Source organism: Nocardia sp. NPDC050799 (assembly GCF_040654015.1).
Taxonomy (GTDB): domain Bacteria; phylum Actinomycetota; class Actinomycetes; order Mycobacteriales; family Mycobacteriaceae; genus Nocardia.
Map to the genome: position 1 here is coordinate 145060 of NZ_JBFAHF010000006.1, position 22689 is coordinate 167748.

Here is a 22689-nt window from a genome sequence, read left to right on the forward strand (position 1 = left end):
CTCACTTTTTCATCTCGCCGGAAACGAACGCTGATCGACGAGCGACGCCCCAGCGGAAAACGTGTGAGCGCCTACGCGCCGCCACGGCGACCGGGTGCGCCCGATCCGGTCGGCGCGGAGAAGCTGCCGATCCGGTGGGTGCACCCGTCTACCGACCGGTCACAATTTCCCGGCACCTCCGATCAGCCACGGGTTGAAGGAGCATTGCAGTGCCGGAAACCGCGCGGGATCCAAGGCCTGCAGCGCGATGGACAACGCCCGGGGCGAGTACATGAGTGTCAGGTGATCCGACAGGTCCTGTTCGCAGCCGTTTTGCAGAGTGATGTTGCGGACCGTCGCACCGGGACCGGGCTGCAGGAATGTCAGATCGTAGGGGTTGGTCACCTCGTCGTAGCGGGTACCCACCACGGTGTAATCCACCCCGGCGACCGTATCCCCGGCAGCGTTGAGCTGGTTGACGAAATCCGATCCGATGGTCTGCTGGATTCCGGCGTGGCCCACGAAGAGCTCGATGAACCCGAGAATATCGATGCCGAAGTTGTTGATGGCCCGGCCCAGCGCCCCGATCCCGTCCAGGGAGGTGCCATGGTGAGTGGCGCCGAAGGTCACCAGCTTATCGACCTTGTCCGCGCCGCCCTCGAATTTGGTGTACCAGTTCGCCATCGACCCACCCTGCGAGTGAGCGACGAGATCGACTTCGGCGGCGCCGGTGGCGGCCAGCACCCGGTCCACGAACCCTGCCAGCTGCTTCGCCGAGTCCTGGATGTAGCCGGTACCCATCACACCGGGCAGCACCGATCCCACCCCGCCGCCCTGCACGAGGTTGGAGCGACCGTAGTTGAAGGTGAAGGTGCAGAACCCGGCGTCCTTGATCGGCTGACCCATGAACGCGAAACCGTTGTAGGCGTTCATCCAGGTGCCGTGGATCAGCAGCACCGGACGAGGATGCTCGGCAGTAGGTTTGCAGTTCCAGTCGTTGGCTCCCGGCGGGGCCGCATCCCCGTTGGCCAGCCCGTACCCGAAAGCGGCCAACCATGAAGTCTGCGCCGGCCCGTAACCGACAGTGTCGGAAGCGAACCCACCCGACAAACCGGAGCTGCTGCCCGATCCGCCGTAGCAGTCACCGGAACCGTTTCCCGACCCCGCACCGCTGCCGGAATTACACGCCGAACCACTGGCACTACCCGAATCGGCGATCGGCTGCCCGGTGCGCCCGGCCGCGATATAGGCTGCCAGATCTTGCTCCGTGGGCGCTGCCGCAGGCTGTGCGTGGCCACTCGCCGTGGTGAGTCCGCACGTGACCGCGGCAGCGGCCAGCAGCACGGCCGCCCGCAGTCGGGCGGAGATTGGTCTTGTCATCAAGGGCCTTCCTGGGGAGAACAGCACGGTCGCCTTCTCGTGCCGCGGAGCGGTTTTCACCACGAGCAAGCTGCGCCGACAATACGAGCGCCGGCCCTGTTTTCCGGTCGCTGCGCATATGTACTGGATACGTCACGAATTGCCGACAACTGGGTTTGGACCTGTTCACAGAGGCCGGTCGAATACCGTTGCAGCAAAGGGCTTTCGCGCCACCTGTAATTCTCTGCGGACATAGGCCCATATACCAATAGATCACTGTTGGCTTTGGTGAACAATCGGAAATACGAACAGATCACGGGACAATTACGTCGAATACACCGAATACGCGTCCCGCACAGCGGCATCGAAACGGCAACACTTTGCGTGCCCGGCTACCCAGGGCAAAAGCTTCACCGCTCGCCGACCTGCACCAGCGGCTCCTCGGCTTCCTCGAAGGACGGCGGGATCCCGCGCCGGTGCTCGTCCGCCGCGACGACCGCGCTCTCGGACTCCCCATAACGACCCCGACGGCGAAAGAGCCCGGGAGCCCACCACGAGGCACGTCCGAACATTTTCATCGTCGCGGGGACCAGCAGCAGCCGCAGAATGGTGGCATCGATGAACAGCGCTGCCACCATGCCGACCGCGATGTACTGCATCATGACCAGATCGGACAACGCGAAGGCCCCGCAGACGACGAGCAGGACGAGGGCGGCGGCGGTGATGATCCAGCCGGTGCGCGCGATACCGGCGCGCACGGCCTCGGTGGCAGTCGCGCCCGCCGCCCGTGCCTCCGCGATGCGGGCCAGCAGAAACACCTGATAGTCGGTGGACAGCCCGTAGATCACCGAGACGATCAAGACCAGCACCAGTGCCATGATCGGCTGCGGCGTGAACCCCAGCGCTCCGGCGCCGTGCCCCTGAATGAAGATCCAGGTGAGGATGCCGAGCGTGGAGCCGAGTCCGAGCAGGTTCAGGAAGCCGGCCTGCAACGGCAGCACCACCGACCCGAAGGCGAGCACCATCAGCACGGTCGTGATCAGGAAGACCAGCATGGTCATGAGCGGCAGCCGGTCCACCAGCGCGGCCACGCTGTCCTGTTCCACCGCGGGCTGCCCGCCGACCAGCACCGTTGTACCGTTCGGCACCGGCATGGACCGCAGATAGTCGAGGGTCTCGCCGGCATCGTGAGCGTCGCGCAGCACGGTCGAGGTGGTGAAAACGCCGAGATGCGACTGCGCCTGTAGGGCCGGCGGGAACGGGGCCTGCAGACCGGGTGCCGTATTCGCCCGGTCCACCACTGTCCCGATGTCGCTGGTGTCGTGGGTGATCACCACCAGATCGACCGGGTTGATCTGGCGCAGCGGGAAGATCGCGTCGAAATGCTGCTGCGCTGTGCGGGTCGGATGCTCCGGCGGCAGGAAACGTTCGGAGATCCCGCCGAACGCCATATCGCGCACCGGAACGATGAGCAGTACCAGGACCGCTATCACCGGCGCCGCGACGCGCAGCGGCCTGCGCATGACCCACCCGGCGACCCGGCCCCAGGGATTGTTCCGCTGGTCGGTCCCCGCCCGGCGGGAGTGAAAGCGGTTGAATCCCCACATATCCACCCGGCGGCCGAGGATCGCCAGGACAGCGGGCAAGACAGTGACCGAGACAGCGGCGGCCAGCGCCACCGTCACCATGGCGCCGAGCGCGAACGAACGCAGGAATCCGTGCGGAAAGAGCAGGATCACGCCCGAGGCGGCCACCACGATGGTGGCGGAGAACACCACGGTCCGCCCCGCGGTCACGGTCGCGCGCCGCACCGACTCCCCGACCTCGTGCCCGGCGGCCAGTTCCTCGCGGAACCGGCTCACGAGGAACAGCCCGTAATCGATGGCGAGGCCGAGCCCGATCATCGACACCACCGGGGAGACGAACGAGTTCACCTCCATGACATGAGTGAGCAGCCGGACGATTCCCCAGGCGCCGAGCACGGTCAGCCCACCCACGAGCAGCGGCAGCGCCGCGGCCACCACCCCACCGAACAGGAAGAACAACAGCACCGCCACCGCCGGGATCGCGATCAGCTCCATGCGCCGCTGGTCGTGTGCCATGGTGTCGTTCAGGGCCAGCGCGACCGGTTGCCCGCCGGCGACCTCCATATCGACGCCGGGAATCGTGAGCTGATCGGCGACCTTCCGATAGTTGCGCAGCACCGTGGTGTCGTCGTCACCGCGAACAGCGACCGAGGCAAAGGCGTGGTCGCGCTGCTCGGTGCCGAAGATATCCGGCAGGGCGAGTCCGGTGCCGGTGGGCCAGTAGGCGCCGTTGATCTTCGCTATCTCGGCCGGGAACCGTTTCGGCAGGCTGTCCAGGTGGGCCACCGCGGTCGCGGCGAAGTCCGGGTCGTCGATGGTCGCGCCGGCGGGCGCGTGGAACAGCAGGATCACGTCGGCGATATGGTTGCGCCCGAACGCCTCGTCCTTCAGCCGGAGAGCGCGAGCGGATTCCGATCCTGGATCGTCCCAGCCGCTGACGCTGAGCCGATCACCGAGACCGAGGCCGTAGCCGCCGAGCGCCAGCAGGGCCGCCACGACCAGCCCGAGCACGACGAACCGGCGCCGGACGATCAGATCTATCCAGCGGGTGAACTCGCCGAACAAAGCCGCCTCCCAACCGATACGCAGTTCTGGCACAGATCGCCGAACACTCGGAACATAGGCCGAGCCAACCGGTTGCACAGCGGCGAGCCGGGATGATTCGAGATCCCACAAACAGACTGTTGTTCGTTTGTGAAGTGCCCCTGAAGCATGTCGGCCACCCCGCGACGGCCATTACGCTGACGCCGTCGCCAGATGCGCGGGCCACTTTGTCCTATGCCCGTAAGTCGTTGGCTATCAATAACTTCCGACTCGGGAGGACATACATGTCGGATATCGCAATAGTTGGCATAGGGTGCCGGTTCGCGGGTGGAATAGATTCACCGGAAACCTTCTGGGATTTCGTTCTGGACAAACGTGACGGCGTGGTGGACATGCCGGCGGACCGCTGGGACTATCGCCGCTATTACGACCCGGAACCACGGACCCCGGGCCGCAGCTACACCAAGCGCGGCGCCTTCATGACGATCGATCCGTGGGAATTCGACCCGGACTTCTTCGGGATCTCCCCGCGTGAGGCGACCGTGCTGGATCCCCAGCAGCGCCTGATGCTCGAGGTGACCTGGGAAGCACTCGACGACGCCGGGATCGCGCGCCGCGCGGCCGGCGGCTCGGTCGGGGTCTACGTCGGCGGTTTCGTGGTCGACCAGTCGGTGATCGGCGTGGTCGGGCCCGCACTGTTCCACACCGATATGCACACCCCCGCCAGCGCGTCGTACACCATGCTGTCCAACCGGATCGCCTACGCACTCGACCTGGTCGGTCCCGCGCTGACGGTGGATACCGCGTGCTCGTCGTCGCTGGTTGCCTTTCACCTCGCCTGCCAGGCGCTGGAGAGCGGCGACTGCGAGGTCGCGCTGGCGGGCGGCGTCAACGTCATGCTGCAGCCGGAAACCTTCGTGCTCATGTGCAAAGGCGGCTTCCTGGCCGCCGACGGGCGCTGCAAATCCTTCGACGCCGCCGCCGACGGCTACGGCCGCGGTGAGGGCGCCGGCATGGTGGCGCTGAAGCGGCTCGACGACGCGGTGCGCGACAACGACCGGATCTACGCCGTCGTGAAAGCCACCGGATCCAACCAGGACGGCCGCACCACCGCGATCACGGTACCCAATGTGGATTCGCAGGAGTCGCTGGCACGTGCGGTATGCACCCGTTCCGGGCTGGCGCCGGAGTCGATCACTTACGTGGAGGCGCACGGGACCGGGACCCTCGTCGGCGACCCGGTCGAGTTGCGCGCGCTGGGCCGGGTCTTCGGCGCACCGGCCGGACGCACCGAATCGCTCGGAGTGGGCTCGGTCAAGTCCACGCTCGGGCACACGGAGGCCGCGGCCGGTATCGCCAGTGTGATCAAGGCGGCACTGGCCGTCCGGCACCGCACCATCCCGCCGCAGGGCTGGCTCGACAAGCCCAACCCGGATATTCCGTTCGACGAACTCGGCCTGCACGTCCAACTGGAAGCCCGGCCGCTGCCCGCCGACGCCGCCCCGATGTCGGTCGCGGTCAACGGGTTCGGCTACGGCGGCACCAACGCGCACGCGATTCTGCAGGAATACCGCCCCGCGCCCGTCGCCGAACCGGCGCCGGAGCCCGGGCACTGCGGCGTATTGCCGATCTCGGCTCGCAGTACCGGGGCGGCCCGGGCAGTGGCCGGCCGGTTCGCCGACCTGATCGCCGCGGGCGCCGACCCGGCCCGGCTGGCCGAGGCCGCCTGGACCCGGATGGCGCACCATCAATACCGCACCGGCATGCTGCTCGGCGAAACCGGCGACCTGATACACGACCTGCGCGCCTTCGCCGGCGGCCAGGGCCGGGACGCGGTGCGCACGATCGTGGCGCGAACCACCGAGCCGGTCTTCGTGTTCTCGGGCATGGGACCGCAGTGGTGGGGCATGGCTCGCGAACTGCTCAGCACCGAGGGTGTTTTCGCCGAGACCGCCGTGCAGATCGACGCCGAGTTCCACACCGTCGCGGGATGGTCGATCGTGGAGGAACTGCTGAAGCCGGAGGAAGAGTCCCGGGTCACCGGCACAGCGGTCGCCCAACCGGCCAACTTCCTGGTGCAGGTGGCGCTGGTACGCGAACTCGCGCAGTACGGTATCGAACCCGCGGCCATCGTCGGCCACAGCGTCGGCGAGGTATCCGCCGCCTACATCAGCGGCATGCTGTCACTGCGCGACGCGGTACTGGTGGCGTATCACCGGGCCCGCCTGCAGGCGCGGACCGCCGGGTCCGGCGGCATGCTCGCGGTCGGCATGTCTGCCGAACAGGCCGGCGCACTCGTCGGCGACGACCCGCGAGTGGATATCGCCGCGATCAACAGCGCGCGTGCCCTGACCCTTTCCGGTGATGCCGACCGGTTGGACGAGATCGCCGAGACGCTCACGGAAGACGGCGTTTTCGCGCGCCGCCTTCGGGTCGAGGTGCCGTACCACAGCCGCCTCATGGACCCCATCCTCACGGAACTGCGCGAAGTATTGGCGCCGCTGGAACCGCAGGCACCGGCGATTCCGTTGTTCTCCTCGGTCACCGGCGCACAGGTGACCGGCGCGGAATGGGACGCCGAGTACTGGTGCGCCAATGTGCGCGAGCCGGTGCGCTTCGCCGACGCGATCGCCGCGATCACCGCCGAGCGCCGGGTGTTCCTGGAGGTCGGCCCGCATCCGGTGCTGTCCGGCAATATTCGCGAGATCTTGCTGGGCGCGGATGTCAACGGCACCACGGTACCGACACTGGACCGCAAGCAGCCCGACTCGGAAAGCCTGCGGCGCACGTTGATCGGTCTGTACGGCGCGGGTGTGCTCGATCTCGACACGCTGTTCCCGGCGGACCGGCCCGCCACCTCGCATGTGCCGCTGCCGCGGTACCCGTGGCAGCGGACTCGACTGCACTCGGCGTTGCCCCTGTTCGAGCAGGCCCGGCTCGGCACCCCCGGCGCCTACGCCATGCTCGGCGATCCGGACGTCGAGGGCCGGCCGGACTATTTACTGCAGGTCGGTACCGAACTGCTGCCGTGGCTGGCCGACCATGTGGTGAACAACGTCAAGATCATGCCCGGTGCGGCGTATCTGGACGCGGCGCTCAGCGCCACCGCGGCACGCCTCGGCGTGGAGCGGGTGGCGCTGGAGCAGGTGCGCTTCGTCGCACCGCTGATCATGGGCGCGCCCGATGTACCGCTGGTGTCGCTGACCGTGGAGGAGACCAGTGGGCGTTTCATGATCCGTTCCCGCTCGGCCACCGGCACGGCCTGGACACTGCACGCGACCGGTCGCACACTGACCGGCAGCCACAAGCAGACCAAGGTCGAGGTGCCCGAGATCGAGGTCGGCGTCGATATCGACCCGGCGATGTTCTACACCGGCCTGGCCGCGGCGGGACTGCAGTACGGGCCGTCCTTCCAGCGGGTGATCAGTGCGCGAGTGGGACGGGACACGGCGGTCGCCACCGTGGACGGCAGTATCGCGACCGATTCCGGACACCTGGCCCATCCCGCCGTGGTCGATGCGGCGATGCAGACCGCGGCGCTGCTGTTCGCCGAAGCCCGGGTCGACGAGGGCACTCTGGTGCCGGTCGGGGTGGCGGCCGCGCGACTGGTCGCGCCGCTGCCCGAGCGGATCACCGTGGTCGCCCGGCGCGATCCCGAGGCACGGCTGCGGGCCGACGTCGATCTCCTCGACGCCGATCAGAACCTGGTGATGCGGTTGAGCGGCCTGCAGATCGGTGCGCTCACGCCCGGGCAGGACCCGCTGCGCCGCATGGCCGAGTTCTACTACGTCGAGACCATGGAGCAGCGGGACCCGCTCGATCCCGCGACGCTGCCACAGGATTCGGTGAGCACCGTGGTGCTCGCGCTGGGCGGCGCCGGTAGCCGCGCGGAGGCGCTGGCCGAGGCGATTCCCGGATCCCGGCTGCACCTCGTCGGGCTACCGGGCGAGGAGCCGGCGGCCGGTCTGGCCGCGACACTCGAGGCGGCCCGGGCCGACGCCCGCGACCGGCTGCACGTGGTGGTGGTCGCGGGGACGGTCGCCGACGATATCGCTGCCCTGTGGGCGCTGGAGCAGGTGGCGGTGGCGATCGACACCTTCGCGCATCCGCCGGATGACGAACAGGGCCCCGGCAGCGTCTACGGCGACGGCGAATGCCACGTCACCCTGGTGACCGAACGCGCGTTCGCGGTACCGGACGATCCGGCCGCGCCGGACTCCGGGCATGCCGCGCTGGCCGGGGCGCACCGGGTGTTGTTGAACGAGCAGACCGCGCTGCGGTGGCGGCTGATCGACATCGAGCCGGATACCGAAACCGCCGTGCTGGTCACCGAACTCGCCGTTCCCGGCGCGTTCTGGCGCGATAACACCGACGAGGTCGCACTGCGCGGCGGCGCCCGGTGGGCGCCGCTGGTGACCAAGCCGCTGCCCGAGCGTCTGGAACAACTCGACACCGCCGAACCGCTGACCGACCCCGAGGCCAACTTCGGGCTGGAGATGCCGCGCAGCCGGGTGCTGTCCGCGCTGGCGTGGCGCCGGTGCCCGCGCCCGGCTCCGGATCCGGGCCGGCTCGAGGTCCGGATGAAGGTCGTCGGATTGAACTACAAGGATCCGCTGAAGGTCATCGGCCTGCTCGGGGAACGGGAACTGGCCCCGACCTACTTCGGCACCGTCCCCGGTATGGAGGGCGTCGGCGAAGTGGTGCGGGTGGGCGCGGGGGTCACCGATATCGCGGTGGGCGATCAGGTCGCGATCGCCACCAAGGGCATGATGCAGCGGTTCGTCGTGGTGGACCGGGCCCGGGCGATCCCACTGCCCGCGGACGCCGATCCCGGATTCTGCACCAGCACCATCGCGTTCGGCACCGCCGAGTACGCGCTGCACGATCTGGCCCGGCTGCAGCCGGGTGAGACGGTGCTGATCCACGGCGCCGCGGGCGGTGTCGGCACGGCCGCGATCCAGGTCGCCAAGGACCGCGGGGCGCGCATCATCGGCACCGCGAGCACCGACCAACGCCGAGCACATGTGCTCTCCCTCGGCGCCGATCACGCCATCGACTCGCGCTCGCTGAACTTTGTCGACGATGTACTGGCCATCACCGAGGGCAAGGGCGTCGAAGTGGTGTTGAGCAGCGCACCGGGCGAAATCTTGCGCCAGAATTTCCACGCCGTCGCCGAATTCGGGCGCATCGTCGAGGTGGGCAAGGCCGATATCTACACCGGTGGCCTGCTGGAGCTGGCCAACTTCGACAAGAATGTCGCGTACTACTCGATGGACCTGGACCGCCTGGTCGCGGTCGACGCCCAGCGGCTGATCGCGCTGTTGCAGCGGGTCTACGAGAAGGTGCTCGCGGGCACGTACACACCCTTGCCGTACCGGATGTTCGAGACCGACAACGTGGCGAGCGCATTCGAGGAGACCATCCGCTCGACCGGCCTGAGCCGGATCGCACTGCGGATGGATGCACCGCTGCCCTCGGTGCGGCCGTATCTGCCCGGTGTCGAGATCGAAGCGGCCGGCACCTATCTGATCACCGGCGGTTTCGGCGGCTTCGGCATGGCCATCGGACGCTGGCTCACCCTGCGTGGTGCCCGGCGGCTGGTCCTGGTCGGGCGCAGCGGTGCGAGTACCGAGGGGGCACGCCGGCAGCTCGAGGCGTGGCGGACCGCCGGGGTCGAGGTGATCGAAGAACGGGCCGATGTCACCGATCCGGCGGCGATCGCCGCGATCGTGGAGCGGGCGCATACGGCCGGGCAGCCGCTACGCGGGGTGTTCCACGCGGCCGGCTCGGTGGCCGACAACCGCCTGGACGCCATGACCTACCAGGAGCTGGATATCGTCTACCGGCCCAAGGTGCACGGCGCCCGGGTCCTGCATCAGGCGGTGGCCGACGCCGGGATCACACTCGACATGTTCGTCCTGTGCTCCTCCGGTGGTTCCATGTACGGCATCTACGGCCAGTACAACTACTGCGCGGCCAATGTGGCCGTGGAGACCATGGCCCAGGCATGGGCCCGGACGGGCGAGCGCGCGCTGTGCGTCGGCTGGGGACACCTGTCCGGTGCGGCCGGTGGCATGGCCGCCGACGAGACCGCCGTCAAGTACCTCGATCTGGTCGGCTTCGACCCGATCGATATGGCCGACGCCACCGCCTACCTGGAACAGGCACTGCGCCTGGGTGCGTCGCGGGCGGCCATCATCCCGACCGATTGGGCCAAGCTGACCGGTACCTTTCCCCAGCTGACCCGCACCGGTCGCACCCTCGCGCTCGCGCAGGTCGCCGCGAAGGACACCTCGGAAATGGCCCGGTTGCGGGCCGAGGTGGCCGCGATCGAGGAGGGCAGACGGGGCGCTTTCGTGGCTCGCAAGATGGCCGAGGAGCTCGCCGTGGTGATGGGCGTACCGGTCGAATCCATCGATCTGACGGTCCCGGTCCCCGAACTCGGCCTGGACTCGCTGATGGCAGTGGAACTCGGCGCCCGGGTCACCAAAACCTTGGGCATCGATCTGATGTCACTGCAGATGGGCCGCTCGTTCAGCCTGGAACAGGCGGGGCCGAAGGTGGCCGAGCTGATTCTTGCCGGGGAAGCCGCGGACGAACCGGCGGGTCCGGGCCCGGTCGCGGCGCTCGCGAAGCCCGTATCCGGCAGTGTGGCCGAGCCGGCCCCGGTGGGAGCCATATCGTGACCGGCAGTCGTCGAAACGAGGGTGCACCATGGTCGACTTCGGTTTGATCGATGACTGGAAACCGGCACCGGGCCGGCTGACCAGCTGGGTGGCGTCACCGGAATCGGTGACGCGCGCCCGGCAGGCCCCGGCCCACCCGGCCCCGCCCTCGCACCAGCAGGAGCAGTATTTGCGCCTGGCCCACCAGCACGCCGCGGCCGAGTTCCGATACTCCGGGCTGTGCGTGGTGACCGCCGAGATCCCCACCGCCGATCTCGACCGCGAGGCGATGACGCGCGCGGTCAACGCCTTCCTGCTGCGGCACGACACTTTCCGGACCTGGTTCCGGATCGGCGCGGACGGCGCGCTCGAACGGCATCTGGTACCCGAGCGCGACGTCGAGTTCGTGCCGGTCGACTGCGGCCGGATCGACGACCCCCGTACTGTCGTGGACCACGTGCAGAAGACCACACCCGGACCGTTCGACTGGGACTGCTTCACTTTCGGCACGATCGAACGCGAGGATTCGACCACGGTCTATCTCGCGGTGGATCACCTGCACACCGACGGGTTCGGGCAGTACCTGTCCGGCTTCGACCTTGCCCTGCTCTACACCCGCGAGGTCTGGCCGGACGCACCGGACATGTTGTCACCGGCAGCCAGTTACCTGGACTACTGCACAGTCGAGCGGGCCTACACCGGGCAGATGACCCTCACCTCGCCCGGGGTCGGCAAATGGCTGGAACTGATTCGCGGGAACGACGGGAGACTGCCGTCGTTCCCGCTGGATCTGGGCCGGCGCACCGATGTGTACAACCGCAGCGCGCACCGCACGGTGACGCTGTTCGACGAGGCCACCGCCTCCCGTTTCGAACGACGCTGCCGGCGCAACGGCGCGGAGTTCGTGGGCGGTGTCTTCGCCGCGGCGGCGCTGACCGAACGAGAACTGATCGACAGCGACTACTACTTCGGCATGACCCCGGTGAGCACCCGCAGCAGTCCCGCGGAACGCGCCTCGGTCGGCTGGTATGTGACGTTGCTGCCGGTGACGTTCCCACTCGCCGCCACCTCGTTCGACCGGGTGGCCGAACTCGCGCAGCACGCCTACGAGAACGGGTTGCGGCTGGCCCCCACCTCGTTCCAGCGCGTAGTGGAATTGCTGCCCGCCGACTCCGATCTGGACTTGGAACCGGGCTGGTCCTGCCCGATGATCTCCTACGTCGATGCCCGGGAACTACTCGGCAACGAGTTCTTCGACACGGCGGGATGCGGCCTCTACGCCAATCGCGCCGCTTCCGAACAGGTTCTGATCTGGATCAACCGGCTGGCGACCGAGACCACGCTCAGCGTCATCTACCCGGACACCCCGGTGGCACACGATTCCGTCGACCGGTATGTACGGAAGCTGAAGACGGTTTTCGACATGGCCGCGCAGGAGGAAACCCCTTGATCGACAGCATTTTTCGTGATCCGGAGATTCCGGATGGAGAGAAGTCCGTCTACACCGTGAGCGTCGCGGACGGCTCCCCCGCGCTCGAGCTCGTGAGCGCGATCGGCCACGACGGCGACCAGTACCGCTCGTCTGTGCAGGTCGCCTCCACCAACGGGAGGTTCGTGATCACTGTGGACCAGCGGTTCCAGCGCGTCGAGGGCCGCCTCCTGGCGTCCACCTACCGTGCCGAAACCCGTTCCGGGGCTCAGCTGGTGAGCAGAGAGGAAGCCAACTTCCTGGGGACCACCCATCTACAGTTCGGTGGGGGAATCGCGCCCTTCCCGGCCGACCTCATGCCACTCGCCGCCGGTCTCACTCTGCTCCGCGGCCTCGATTTCACCGAGCACACCGAGGAGAACATCGCCCTCTGGCTGGCCTTCTCGGTACACATTCCGCTCATCGCGAAGGTCGAACAGCGCGCCCCGGTCGAGGTACCGGCAGGACGGATCGACTGTTGGCAGGTGCGGCTGCGACCACGACTCTCCGGATTGAACTCACTGCTGGAGAAGATGCTCAGCGGGTTCCTGCCGCCCGCCGTGGCGCATTTCGAGGTGGCCACTCCACACCGGTTGGTCCGGTTCAGCTTCCCCACCGGCCCGATGCCGTGGGATACCCGGGGGCTGATGGAGCTGACCTAGTTCGCGGGCCCACAGGGGCCGAAGAGCGATGACAATCATGAGGGCGGTTACCAGCGCGAGCCCGGCGGGCAGGGTGTCGTCACCGGCCGCGAGCATGCGCGAGTCCGCCGGGTTTCGTCACCTGGTATCGGTGCCGACCTCGTAGGTGTCCCAGGCCCACTTGTACAAGGGGTCGATCTCCTCTTCGCTGATGCCGTGGTTTTCCGCCTGATTCAGCAGCCCCATTGCCAGCTCTGAGCGCTTTACCAGCTCCAGCAACTCGTATTCGCAGGTTTCGAGGCACCCAGAAGCGCCGGCGGGCCGCGCACCTCGGGGTCGAGTGCCGGAGTGTCGAGGTGGGCACTTACCCCAGGCGATTTCGTTCCACCGGTCCGGAGCACTCGATGACCGATGGGCGGGATCGATGTATTCAGCGGACCAGGACAGCTGCCCGGCCGCGGCCGCGAGGGATCTGGTCGGCACCTGACTGCGTGATCGGCGCCGGATCGCGGCATTCGATCCGCTATGGCCCGGGGAGTTGCTGCCGGCCGGATGACCGCAACACAAAGGGAGGGAGGTGTTCGCGCTGCTGTGGTCCGGACTCGGTCCGATGGCCCTTGATCGACCGAGAACCCCTCCGGCCGTGAGAGATCCCGGGCCGCCGGGCGGCGGTCGACCTCATGGAGGTGGGTATCCCCGCGAACGGGATCCGGGAACGCCGGAGGGAAGCCGAACATATCGCGAAGCGAATACGACCGGCGCATTTGCGCGATACGTTGAAGATCGGCGGGTTGTGCTACGAGAGCATCGCCCCGATACGGGTACCGAGGATATGCGCCGCCACATGCTGCCCGTAGTCCGGAGCGATCCGGTCCACCGCGCCCCGCACCCGCCGCATCGCCGCCGGCGCGAGAGCGTCGTAGGTGCGCACAAAAGACGCCTGAGCTTGCGTGCGTAGCCAATTGGGGGGTAGCAGATCCAAGGGAAGATCCGGATCAATGCGTGGAAACGACCGCCAGACATTGACGAGCTCGGTTCGCAGTACCAGCGCCTCGGCCGGGTCCGCCCCGCCCATGCCCTCGATACCGCTCGTCCCGGTGAGGAACTCGCCGTACAACTCGGCGATACCCTCGATATCCCAGGCATCCGTGGGCTTTCCGTGACATCCGCCGATACCGTCGATACTTCCTTCGAAGACGGACGCGTGCCCGACCCCCAGCGACACGACCAGCGATTCGGCATCGCGCGCCACCGGCCGCGGCGTGATCCACAAGCCGTCGTAGAGTGGCGCGAACCCGAGCCACGACAACCCCTTGCGAAGTTGCTGACGCACGGCTCGCTGCTGTTCCGGGACCGAGAACGCTATACATGTCCAGCGTCCGGCGGCGCCACGATGCGGATCCCCGAAGTCCGCGATTCGCCGTAGACCACCCGCGAGCCGTACCCGCGTCTGCCCGGACAGGCGATAGAACGTCCGGCGGCCTTCCTTGACCGCCACCAACCGACCCTCCTTGGTCAGCCGGCTGAGCAGTGTACGACTCCCCGACACCGAGACCCCGAAGTCGCCCATCAGATCGACCAAGACACCGGACGGCGCCAGCGCTCCCTCGGCGAGCCAGTAGTCGGCCATCAGGGTGATGAGCATCTGCCGGGCCCGCGTCCCCTCGGTGAGCCGAGCGCGCATGTCCTCGAGAAACCAGTCTTGAACAGGGGAAACCATCTCGCTCCGTTCACAGGGTTGCGACACCATGAATCTATCGTAGAGCCAGGTTCAATTGCACACTCTTGACGACCGTCGAAATTTTGCCGACAATCTTCCCAGTGATGCCGGTCTCATCCCCGATAGATAAGTGGGCTGCATCACAGGACCTGGACGGGGAAAGAGGAATCAGCAGCATGGATCACTCGGTAGTCATCGAGAACCTCTCCAAACGATTTCGCCGCAGAGACGGTGCTGTGGTCAGCGCGATCGATGACGCGACGGTTCGTATCGACCGTGGCGAGTTCGTCGTCCTGCTGGGCCCGAGCGGATGCGGGAAGACCACCCTGCTGCGCTCGGTGGCCGGACTGGAGACACCGGACTCCGGGCTGATCCGGGTCGACGATCAGATCGTTTACGACAGCGCCAACCGGATCTCGGTACCGCCCGAACACCGTCGACTCAGCATGATGTTTCAGTCCTACGCCCTGTGGCCGCATATGACGGCGCGCAAAAACGTCCAGTACCCGCTCGAGAACCAACGCCAGGGACGTCTGTCGCGCGCCGCGATGAAAGACACAGTAAACGCGGTTCTCACGCTGGTGGGGATCGGCGAACTGGGAGATCAGTATCCGGCGCAACTCAGCGGCGGTCAGCAGCAGCGTGTGGCTCTGGCCCGCGCGCTCGTCAACGATTCCGACGTCGTGCTGTTCGACGAACCGTTGTCCAATGTCGACGCCAAGGTCCGTGAGCAGCTGCGGATCGAACTGCTCGCGACCCAGAAACGTCTCGGCTTCACGGCGCTGTTCGTGACCCACGATCAGTCCGAGGCGATGGAACTCGCGACAAGAATCGCGGTCCTCGACAAGGGAAAGGTCCAGCAGTTCGGCACGCCGGAACAGATCTACAATGATCCCGCGACCGAGTACGTGGCCAAATTCATCGGCACTACGAATGAACTGGCCGGGCGGCGGCAGTCCACGGGCGAGACCACTGTCTACTCGACCGACGCCGGGGATATCCACACCGGCCGGCCCGACGACCCCGAATCGGCCACTCTGCTGTGGCGGCCGGAAGCCGGGCACCTCTCCGACGAGCGACCCACCGATATGAACGGTTTCCAGGGTCGCGTCGTCGCTTCACTTTTCCTGGGGACCCACACCGAATACATCCTCGAGTCGGGAATGGTGCGGTCCCGGGTATGGACCGGTCGGCACGACCGGTTCCGCGTCGACGACACCGTCTGGATCGGGGTCCGCCCGCAGGACATGATGGTCTTCCCGCGCACCACGCACGCGCAGGCCGGCACCTCCGCGCGCGCCGGGGCCGCCTCGTGATGACGACAACCACCGCACCGGACGACAAGGGCGCCAGAAAGCGGCGCGGCATGCTCGGGCCTACCGGACGGCCGAAGAGCTTCGATACGGTCGCGCTCACCATCGCCCTCGCGCTGATCCTGTTGGTCGGCGTTCCCCTGCTCAACGTCGCGGTAGATATCTTCTGGCAGGACGGCGGCTTCGGCCTCGACGCGGTGAAGAACACTCTCGCCATCCCGGACCTCGGCGAATTGATCTTGAACACCGTGGTGGTCGTGGCGGCCAGCAGCGTCCTGGCCGTCGTCATCGGGACGCTGATCGCCTGGGCGAATGAACGCACCGATGCGCGAATGGGGTTGCTGAACGATGTTCTGCCCTACCTGCCGTTCCTGCTCCCACCGATCGCCGGCGCGGTCGGCTGGACCATGCTGCTGTCCCCCAAAGCCGGCCTGATCAACGCGTGGCTGCGCGACGGGCTCGATATCATCGGCATCCATCTCGACAGCGGGCCGTTCGATATCAACACCTGGTACGGCCTCGTCATGGTGTACACGATCTACGCCGTTCCCTATGTCTACATGAACGTCTCCGCCGCACTGACGACGTTCGACTCGAGCCTCGAGGAGGCATCGCGCCTCAGTGGCGCCGGCTATCTCACCACCCTGCGACGAGTCACCATCCCCGCACTGGCTCCCTCGATCGGCGCCGGCCTCCTACTCTGCACCTGGTTCGGCTTCGGCATGTTCTCGATCGCCGCCATCATCGGGACCCCCGCCGATATCGATGTCATCGCCGTCCGCATCGTGCACCTGCTGACCTTCTCCTACCCCCCGGAGGAAGATCTGGCGCTGGGCCTGAGCACGATCGTGATGATCTTCGTCGGACTCTCCTACTACGTGCAGTACCGGGTCCTCAGGAATTCACGCTTCAGCAGCATCGCCGGGAAGAGCACCACCCACCAGATCACTCGATTGGGCAAGTGGCGGCCGGTCGTCCGGGGCCTCGTCCTGCTCTACGTCGTCCTGTCCACGGTACTGCCGATGGCGGGACTGTTCCTCGTCGCCCTCAACGGGTACTGGACCCCGAAAATTCAATGGGATTCACTGGGATTCGACGCCTTCAGAACAGCCCTGGCAGAGGACCCGAAAACCCAGCAGGCATTTACCAACAGTTTGGGGCTGGGGCTGATCGGCGGTTTGATCGGTATCGCGGCAGCCGCGATCTTCTCTATATACCTCGCTCAGCACCGCAACAAGGCCACCCAGGCAGTGGACGCGGCGATCAAACTGCCCTCGTCGATCTCGCATATGGTGATCGCCGTCGGAATCCTGCTCCTGCTGGGCGGATCCCCGTTCTACCTCGGCGGTACCTGGCTGATTCTGCTCCTGGGCTATCTCGCGATCTATCTGCCGCAGGCGTCCATCGCCTCCGACGCGGCAGTCGCTGTCGTCGGCCGGGAACTCGCGGAGGCCTCCAAGATCAGCGGGGGCCGCGATTGGAAGACTCTCCTGCGCATCTACGCGCCGCTCATGCTTCCCGGACTGGTGGCCGGCTGGGCTCTGCTGTTCATCAGGATCGTCGGCGACCTCACGGCCTCCGCGATCCTGTCCGGAACGAACAACGTAGTCGTCGGTTTTCGGATCCTCGAAGTATTCAACGGCGGCTCCTACGCCACACTCGCCGCGCTCTCGGCCACTCTCGTGCTCGTGACCGGCGCCGTACTGCTGCTGGTCATCTGGACCTCCCGGCGGTTCGGAGTCGCGAAATCCCGCACCGGCCACTGACCCTGTGCACACCCAGATAGGGAAATCGATGAAGAAAACACTGTTCGCGGTCGCGTGTACCGCCGCATTGCTCACCGCATGCGGCACGGGCAGAACCGGCCCGACGGGCCCCGCGGCGGATCTCGACCCGGAGACCCGGGCACTGGTCACCGAGGCGCAGAACGCGGGCCCGGTCACGTTTTACAGCATGCTGGACGAGAGCGTCCTGCGGGCGATCTCCGAGAACTTCACGAACGAATACGGGGTCCGGGTCGAACCGGTCCGATTGGTCACCGCCGACCTCATCCAGCGCTACTCGGCCGAGGCGGAATCCGGGCGCAGTGCCGCCGATATCGTGCTGGTGACCGACTCCGCTTTCCTCGGCGACGCGCACGCGAAAGACTGGATCACCCCGATCACCGAACAGGATCTGCCGCCGGACACCGACGTATTCCCGAAGGAATATCTCACGCACGACGGCGCCGCAGCGGTCGTCTCGTTGATCCCTACCGAGATGGTCGTCAATTCGGACGAGCTCTCGCAGGCCCCGCAGAGCTGGGAGGTCTACGCCGATCCGCAATTCGAAGGCGACCTGATGCTGACGCGGCCGGATACCTCGCCGGCCAATATCGCCTTCTGGAGCTTGATGATCGACCGGTACGGGGAGGATTTCCTCCGCAAGATCGCCGATAACGAACCGACCTTCTCCAACAGTGCGGTCCCGCTCACCCAGGCGATCGCGGCCGGTGAGGCCGAGATCGGATTTCCGGGCGTCGCCGCGATCGTGCAGAACCTCGCCGAACAGGGTGCTCCCGTCGAAATGGTGAGCCTGGCCCCCACCACCGGGCCCGAAGCCTCGGTCGCCCTGTCCGAGAACTCACCCAATCCGGCCGGAGCCAAGCTGCTGGCCGCCTACCTGATGTCGGAAAAAGGCAACCGGCTGTTGAACGACGACTCCGACGGAATCTCCCCCTACGACACCGAAGGGATCCAGCGGTTCACCCGCGTCGGGGATATCGAAATAGCCGACGCGGCGAAGATCAACGACCTACTGGGGGTAACCGAATGACCTCGGAATCCTCGGCCGCCCGGTCGCGCCGTGACGATCACGACTTCGACCCCCAGACCCCGGAGACCTTCGACAGTGCGCACCGGCAGTTCCGCGAGCTGCGCGCACAGTGCCCGGTCGCGCGCAGCCAGGAGTTCGGCGGTTTCTGGGCGATGCTCGGGTACCCGGAGCTGCTCGAGGTCATCACCGATATCTCCCGCTTCACCACGTCGAAGCAGAATGCGATTCCCGCGTTCGCCTTCACCGGGGTACGCCCACCCCTGCATCTCGATCCCCCGGAGCATATGGCCTACCGGCGAATCATCAATCAATTCTTCACCCCGCCGAAAATGCGGGTGATCGAGCCGAAGGTCCGCCGCTGCTCCACCGAGCTGCTCGATCCGCTGATCGCCGCGGGCGATGTCGATATCGCGCTCGAGTACTCGCAGAAACTACCCGCGCATGTCTTCGCCGAGTTCTTCAATCTCTCGGTGGAGCTGAGTTCGGAGATCAAGCGTGTCAGCGGCACCTACGTCGACGCGATCCAGATCCTCGACCACGCCACGGTCCGGGGGCTCAGCCGGGAACTGTACCGAATCGCCCAGGAGATCATCGACGAACGTGCGGACGGCGAGTACTCCCCCGAGGAGGACCTGACCGCCGCGCTCCTCGCCACGACCTACGAGGGCGAACCCCTGCCTGCCGCGATGGTGCTGGGTTGCGTGCGCCAGCTCATCGTGACCGGGATGGTGGCCCCCAGCGTCTTCATCGGCAACATGTTCGTCCACCTCGGCCGCGACCAGGAACTCCAGCGCTTCCTGCGCGCGAATCCGGACAAGATCCCCGCCGCTGTCGAGGAGTTCCTGCGCCTGTACAACCCCTATCGCGGCATGGCGCGCACGGCCCGGCACGACACCACCGTGGGTGGCCGGCAAATCCGCAAAGACGATCCGATCGCACTGGTGTACACCGCGGCCAACCGGGACCCCCGAGTTTTCGACCGGCCCGACGAGTTCGTCCTGGACCGAACCAATATCAAGGACCACATCAGCTTCGGCAGGGGAACGCACAGCTGTCCAGGGGCTCCGCTCGCCCGCATCATGCTGACGGTGACCCTGGAGGAAGCACTCTCCCGCGCCGCATTCTCGCTGACGGGCTCTCCGGGAATGGCCAAATGGGCGGAATGGGGCACCCGTTCGGTACCGCTGGAATTCATCGGACTCTGAGGGGAACGAGATGACCGATCCCCGCAACGACTTCAGTTTTCGCGGCAACGACGATCCCGAGCACGTGTTCGAGGTGTATCGGGACCTCCGGGCCGCCTGCCCGGTCGCCCATACGGCCGACTACGGCGGCTACTGGGCGCTGACCCGTTATCAGGACGTCCGCGACGCGGCCCTCGACCCCGACCTGTTCATCTCCTCCGTCCGGGCGGTGGTGCCCAGCGATCCACGCGGGATCCGCAGACCGCCACTGAACTTCGACGCCCCACGCCATACGCCGTATCGACGGGCGCTGCTGAGAACTCTGTCGTCGGCGCGGGTCGAGCGGATCCTCGATTCGCTACGTCCCCGCGCCACGACCCTGTTCCGCGATTTCGTCCACGGCGACGATCGCGATATCGCGCGGACCTTCGGCACCCTGCTGCCGGCGTATGCCGCGGCAACGTGGCTCAACCTCGATGAACGCCGGGTCGAGTGGCTGGCCGCGACGGCGACCGCCTGGGTCGATGCCTGGCGCGCGCAGGACGCCGAGCAGGTCACCCGGCGGAGTGAGGAGATGTACGAAGTCGCGCGGTGGCTGGTAGCGGACAGAGCCACGAACCCGCGTGACATCACCCAGGACCCGGCGAGCTCGCTGCTGAGCGAACGGGTGGACGGCCGACCACTCGAGACCGACCTGGTCGTCGGCGCGCTCCGGCAATCACTGGTCGTCGGAATGGTGGCACCCCCGCTGCTCATCGGTGCGATCGCGGCGCATCTGGCCGCCGACTCCCGGCTCCAGGATCGGCTGCGGCGCGACGCGGACAGCCGGGCGGCCGCCGCGGAGGAGTACATCCGGTTGTTCACCCCGTACCGGGGATTCGCGCGCACGGTGAGCCGGGAGACCTCACTGCACGGCAGAACGATCCAACCCGAAGAGCCCGTCACTCTGGTGTATGCGGCGGCCAATCGCGACCCCGACGTTTTCCGGGATCCCGAATCGTTCGTACTCGGCCGCGCGAATATCGGTCAGCATCTCGGCTTCGGAATCGGCCGGCACCAGTGCGTCGGTATGCATCTCGCTCGTGGGGTGATCGGGGTCGCGCTCGACACCATCCTCGACGGGTCCGCGGAGCTCGGATTGCTGGGTGAACCGGTGCCCACCCGGATGCCGGAACTCGGCTACCAGTCCGTGCAGATAGCAGTGACCCCCACACACGCGAGCCCCCGATAGCGGGCCGCGCGCGTGGGGCCGCATGTGCCGGGCCGTGGGTGCCGATGAGGGATAGCCATGGCCCGGCATCACGCGGGATAGCCGGAAGCGCTGTCCCGCGAGTTCCTCCCAGACGCCGCGGAGGATGCGACCCGGTGACGGGCGCGGTGACCGGCGGCGCCGCACAACTCGTGGCGGTGTCACCGGACCGCGAGCCGGCACGGCAATACTCGCGAGGCAGGTCACTCGTTGAGGACCACTGCGCGCAATGCCTCTTTCAGGCTGTTCACGACCCCCTCGGGCAGCCCGCCGAAAAGCCGTTCGTGCACGTCGTCGACCAGGCGGTGCGCCTGCTCCAGCAGCTCCCGGCCGGCGTCGGTGGCCACGATCAGCTTGTTGCGCCGGTCCGCGGCATCGGCGACCCGCTCGACGAGGCCGCGGCGTTCGAGGTCGTCGATCAGCGCGACGATCTGGCTGGGGTCCAGGCCCAATGTGGCCGCGACACTTCGCTGATTGACCCCTTCGGCCTTTTCACAGGCGAGCACGAGCACCGAGTACGGACGCACCTTGAGGTCGACGGGGGCCAGCGCCCGGTTCACCTGTCCCGCCACCAAACCCCCGGCCCGGGACAGCAGAAAACCGAGGTCATCGGCCAGTTGCACCTGCCGTGATAGAGACATCAGCCCTCCTGTTCGCACCTCCGCGGGAATACAGTAGCAGAAATGAACGATTGACTTTCTCAATGATAGATGTTTACTTGTGATGAGTAACTCTTCCGAAGGAGCCGAAGTGGACTTGAGCAACAAGGTGGCGATCGTCACCGGCAGCGGACGCGGCCTCGGCCTCGCCTACGCGAAAGATCTCGCGCGCCACGGCGCCGCCGTCGTGATCAATGACGTCGACAAGGAAACCGCCGACAACGCGGTCGCCGAGATCCGCGCACTCGGTGGCCGCGCGGTTGCCGTGGTCGCCCCGGTCGGTCCCACCGAGACGGCGGAGCAACTGGTGGCGACCGCGGTCGAGGAGTTCGGCCGGCTCGACATCATGGTCACCAATGCCGGCATCCTGCGCGACGCCGTGGTGTGGAAGACGAGCGACGAGGCGTTCGACGCGGTGACCACCGTGCATCTGCGCGGCACCTTCACCTGTGTTCGCGAGGCAGTGCAGCGGTTCCGCGAGCAGGGCGAGGGTGGCCGCATCATCTGCATCGGCTCCCCCGCCGGCCAGCGGGGTAACTTCGGCCAGACGAGCTACTCGGGATCCAAGGCCGCCATCGTCGGCATGGTCCGCACCTGGGCGATGGAACTCGAGCGCGCCGGCATCACCGCGAACGCGGTCTGCCCGGTCGCGGTCACCGCGATGACCGAGACCGTGCCCATATTCCGGCCCCATATCGAGGCGGCGAGGGAGACGGGCACGCTGCCCGCCCTCCTGCGCCGGGACATCGGCATGGGCACCGTCGAGGACGCCGCCGGGATCATCACCTTCCTGGCGAGCGACGCGGCCGCCGATATCACCGGTCAGGCTTTCGCCATCGGCGGTGACCGCGTCGCCCTGTGGACCCACCCCCAGCTCAGCGGTATCAGCTACCACAACGACGGCTGGTCGGCCGAGGATCTCGCGGCCGCATGGCCGAGCCTGTCCGCACACCGCGAGTCGGTCGGCGAGGAGTTCCCCGCCGAATTGATCGGCGGCGGAAAGTGATG

13 protein-coding genes are annotated in these 22689 nt (G+C 66.9%); 9 read left to right on the forward strand and 4 right to left on the reverse strand.

Annotation, left to right across the window (positions count from 1 at the left end; all coding sequences use genetic code 11):
• Positions 1-159: 159 nt before the first annotated feature.
• Positions 160-1359 carry an alpha/beta fold hydrolase gene (locus AB0H42_RS08995; RefSeq protein WP_357052058.1) on the reverse strand — a complete coding sequence of 400 codons (1200 nt, stop codon included), beginning with the start codon at positions 1357-1359 and terminating at the stop codon, positions 160-162.
• 389 nt (positions 1360-1748) lie between these two features.
• A complete protein-coding gene (locus AB0H42_RS09000) occupies positions 1749-3989 on the reverse strand; it encodes an MMPL family transporter (protein WP_357052289.1) in 2241 nt (746 codons plus the stop codon).
• A gap of 263 nt (positions 3990-4252) precedes the next feature.
• On the opposite strand from AB0H42_RS09000, the gene AB0H42_RS09005 reads away from it, so the two are divergent.
• Genes AB0H42_RS09005 through AB0H42_RS09015 form a run of 3 tightly spaced genes read left to right on the forward strand, consistent with a single transcriptional unit; the run spans position 4253 to position 12763 of the window.
• On the forward strand, positions 4253-10654 hold the full coding sequence (locus AB0H42_RS09005; protein WP_357052061.1) for an SDR family NAD(P)-dependent oxidoreductase: 6402 nt from the start codon (positions 4253-4255) through the stop codon (positions 10652-10654).
• Between the two features lie 28 nt (positions 10655-10682).
• The gene (locus tag AB0H42_RS09010) at positions 10683-12083 is read left to right on the forward strand and encodes a condensation domain-containing protein (protein WP_357052064.1); all 1401 of its coding nucleotides are present in this window, start codon (positions 10683-10685) and stop codon (positions 12081-12083) included.
• Positions 12080-12763, forward strand: a complete 684-nt coding sequence (locus AB0H42_RS09015) for a hypothetical protein (RefSeq protein ID WP_357052067.1) — start codon at positions 12080-12082, stop codon at positions 12761-12763. Before AB0H42_RS09010 ends, AB0H42_RS09015 begins: the two co-directional genes overlap by 4 nt.
• A 775-nt stretch (positions 12764-13538) precedes the next feature.
• Here the strand turns inward: AB0H42_RS09015 and AB0H42_RS09020 are convergent.
• Entirely contained in the window at positions 13539-14462 is a 924-nt protein-coding gene (locus AB0H42_RS09020) for a PaaX family transcriptional regulator C-terminal domain-containing protein (protein ID WP_357052069.1), read from the reverse strand.
• 176 nt (positions 14463-14638) lie between these two features.
• On the opposite strand from AB0H42_RS09020, the gene AB0H42_RS09025 reads away from it, so the two are divergent.
• Genes AB0H42_RS09025 through AB0H42_RS09045 form a run of 5 tightly spaced genes read left to right on the forward strand, consistent with a single transcriptional unit; the run spans position 14639 to position 21004 of the window.
• On the forward strand, positions 14639-15778 hold the full coding sequence (locus AB0H42_RS09025; protein ID WP_357052072.1) for an ABC transporter ATP-binding protein: 1140 nt from the start codon (positions 14639-14641) through the stop codon (positions 15776-15778).
• A complete protein-coding gene (locus AB0H42_RS09030; protein ID WP_357052075.1) occupies positions 15778-17541 on the forward strand; it encodes an ABC transporter permease subunit in 1764 nt (587 codons plus the stop codon). The genes AB0H42_RS09025 and AB0H42_RS09030 overlap by 1 nt, the downstream gene beginning before the upstream one ends.
• Before the next feature lie 28 nt (positions 17542-17569).
• Positions 17570-18589 (forward strand): extracellular solute-binding protein, encoded by a 1020-nt coding sequence (locus tag AB0H42_RS09035; RefSeq protein ID WP_357052078.1) that lies wholly within the window; start codon positions 17570-17572, stop codon positions 18587-18589.
• Positions 18586-19794: a cytochrome P450 gene (locus AB0H42_RS09040; RefSeq protein WP_357052081.1), complete on the forward strand. Its 1209-nt coding sequence runs from the start codon at positions 18586-18588 to the stop codon at positions 19792-19794. Before AB0H42_RS09035 ends, AB0H42_RS09040 begins: the two co-directional genes overlap by 4 nt.
• A gap of 10 nt (positions 19795-19804) precedes the next feature.
• Entirely contained in the window at positions 19805-21004 is a 1200-nt protein-coding gene (locus AB0H42_RS09045; RefSeq protein ID WP_357052084.1) for a cytochrome P450, read from the forward strand.
• A gap of 221 nt (positions 21005-21225) precedes the next feature.
• On the opposite strand, the gene AB0H42_RS09050 is transcribed toward AB0H42_RS09045, so the two are convergent.
• Positions 21226-21663, reverse strand: coding sequence for a MarR family winged helix-turn-helix transcriptional regulator (locus AB0H42_RS09050; RefSeq protein WP_357052087.1), 438 nt, complete (start codon positions 21661-21663; stop codon positions 21226-21228).
• Between the two features lie 109 nt (positions 21664-21772).
• Here AB0H42_RS09050 and AB0H42_RS09055 point away from each other — a divergent pair, with 109 nt between their 5' ends.
• On the forward strand, positions 21773-22687 hold the full coding sequence (locus AB0H42_RS09055) for an SDR family NAD(P)-dependent oxidoreductase (RefSeq protein ID WP_357052090.1): 915 nt from the start codon (positions 21773-21775) through the stop codon (positions 22685-22687).
• Positions 22688-22689: the final 2 nt, after the last annotated feature.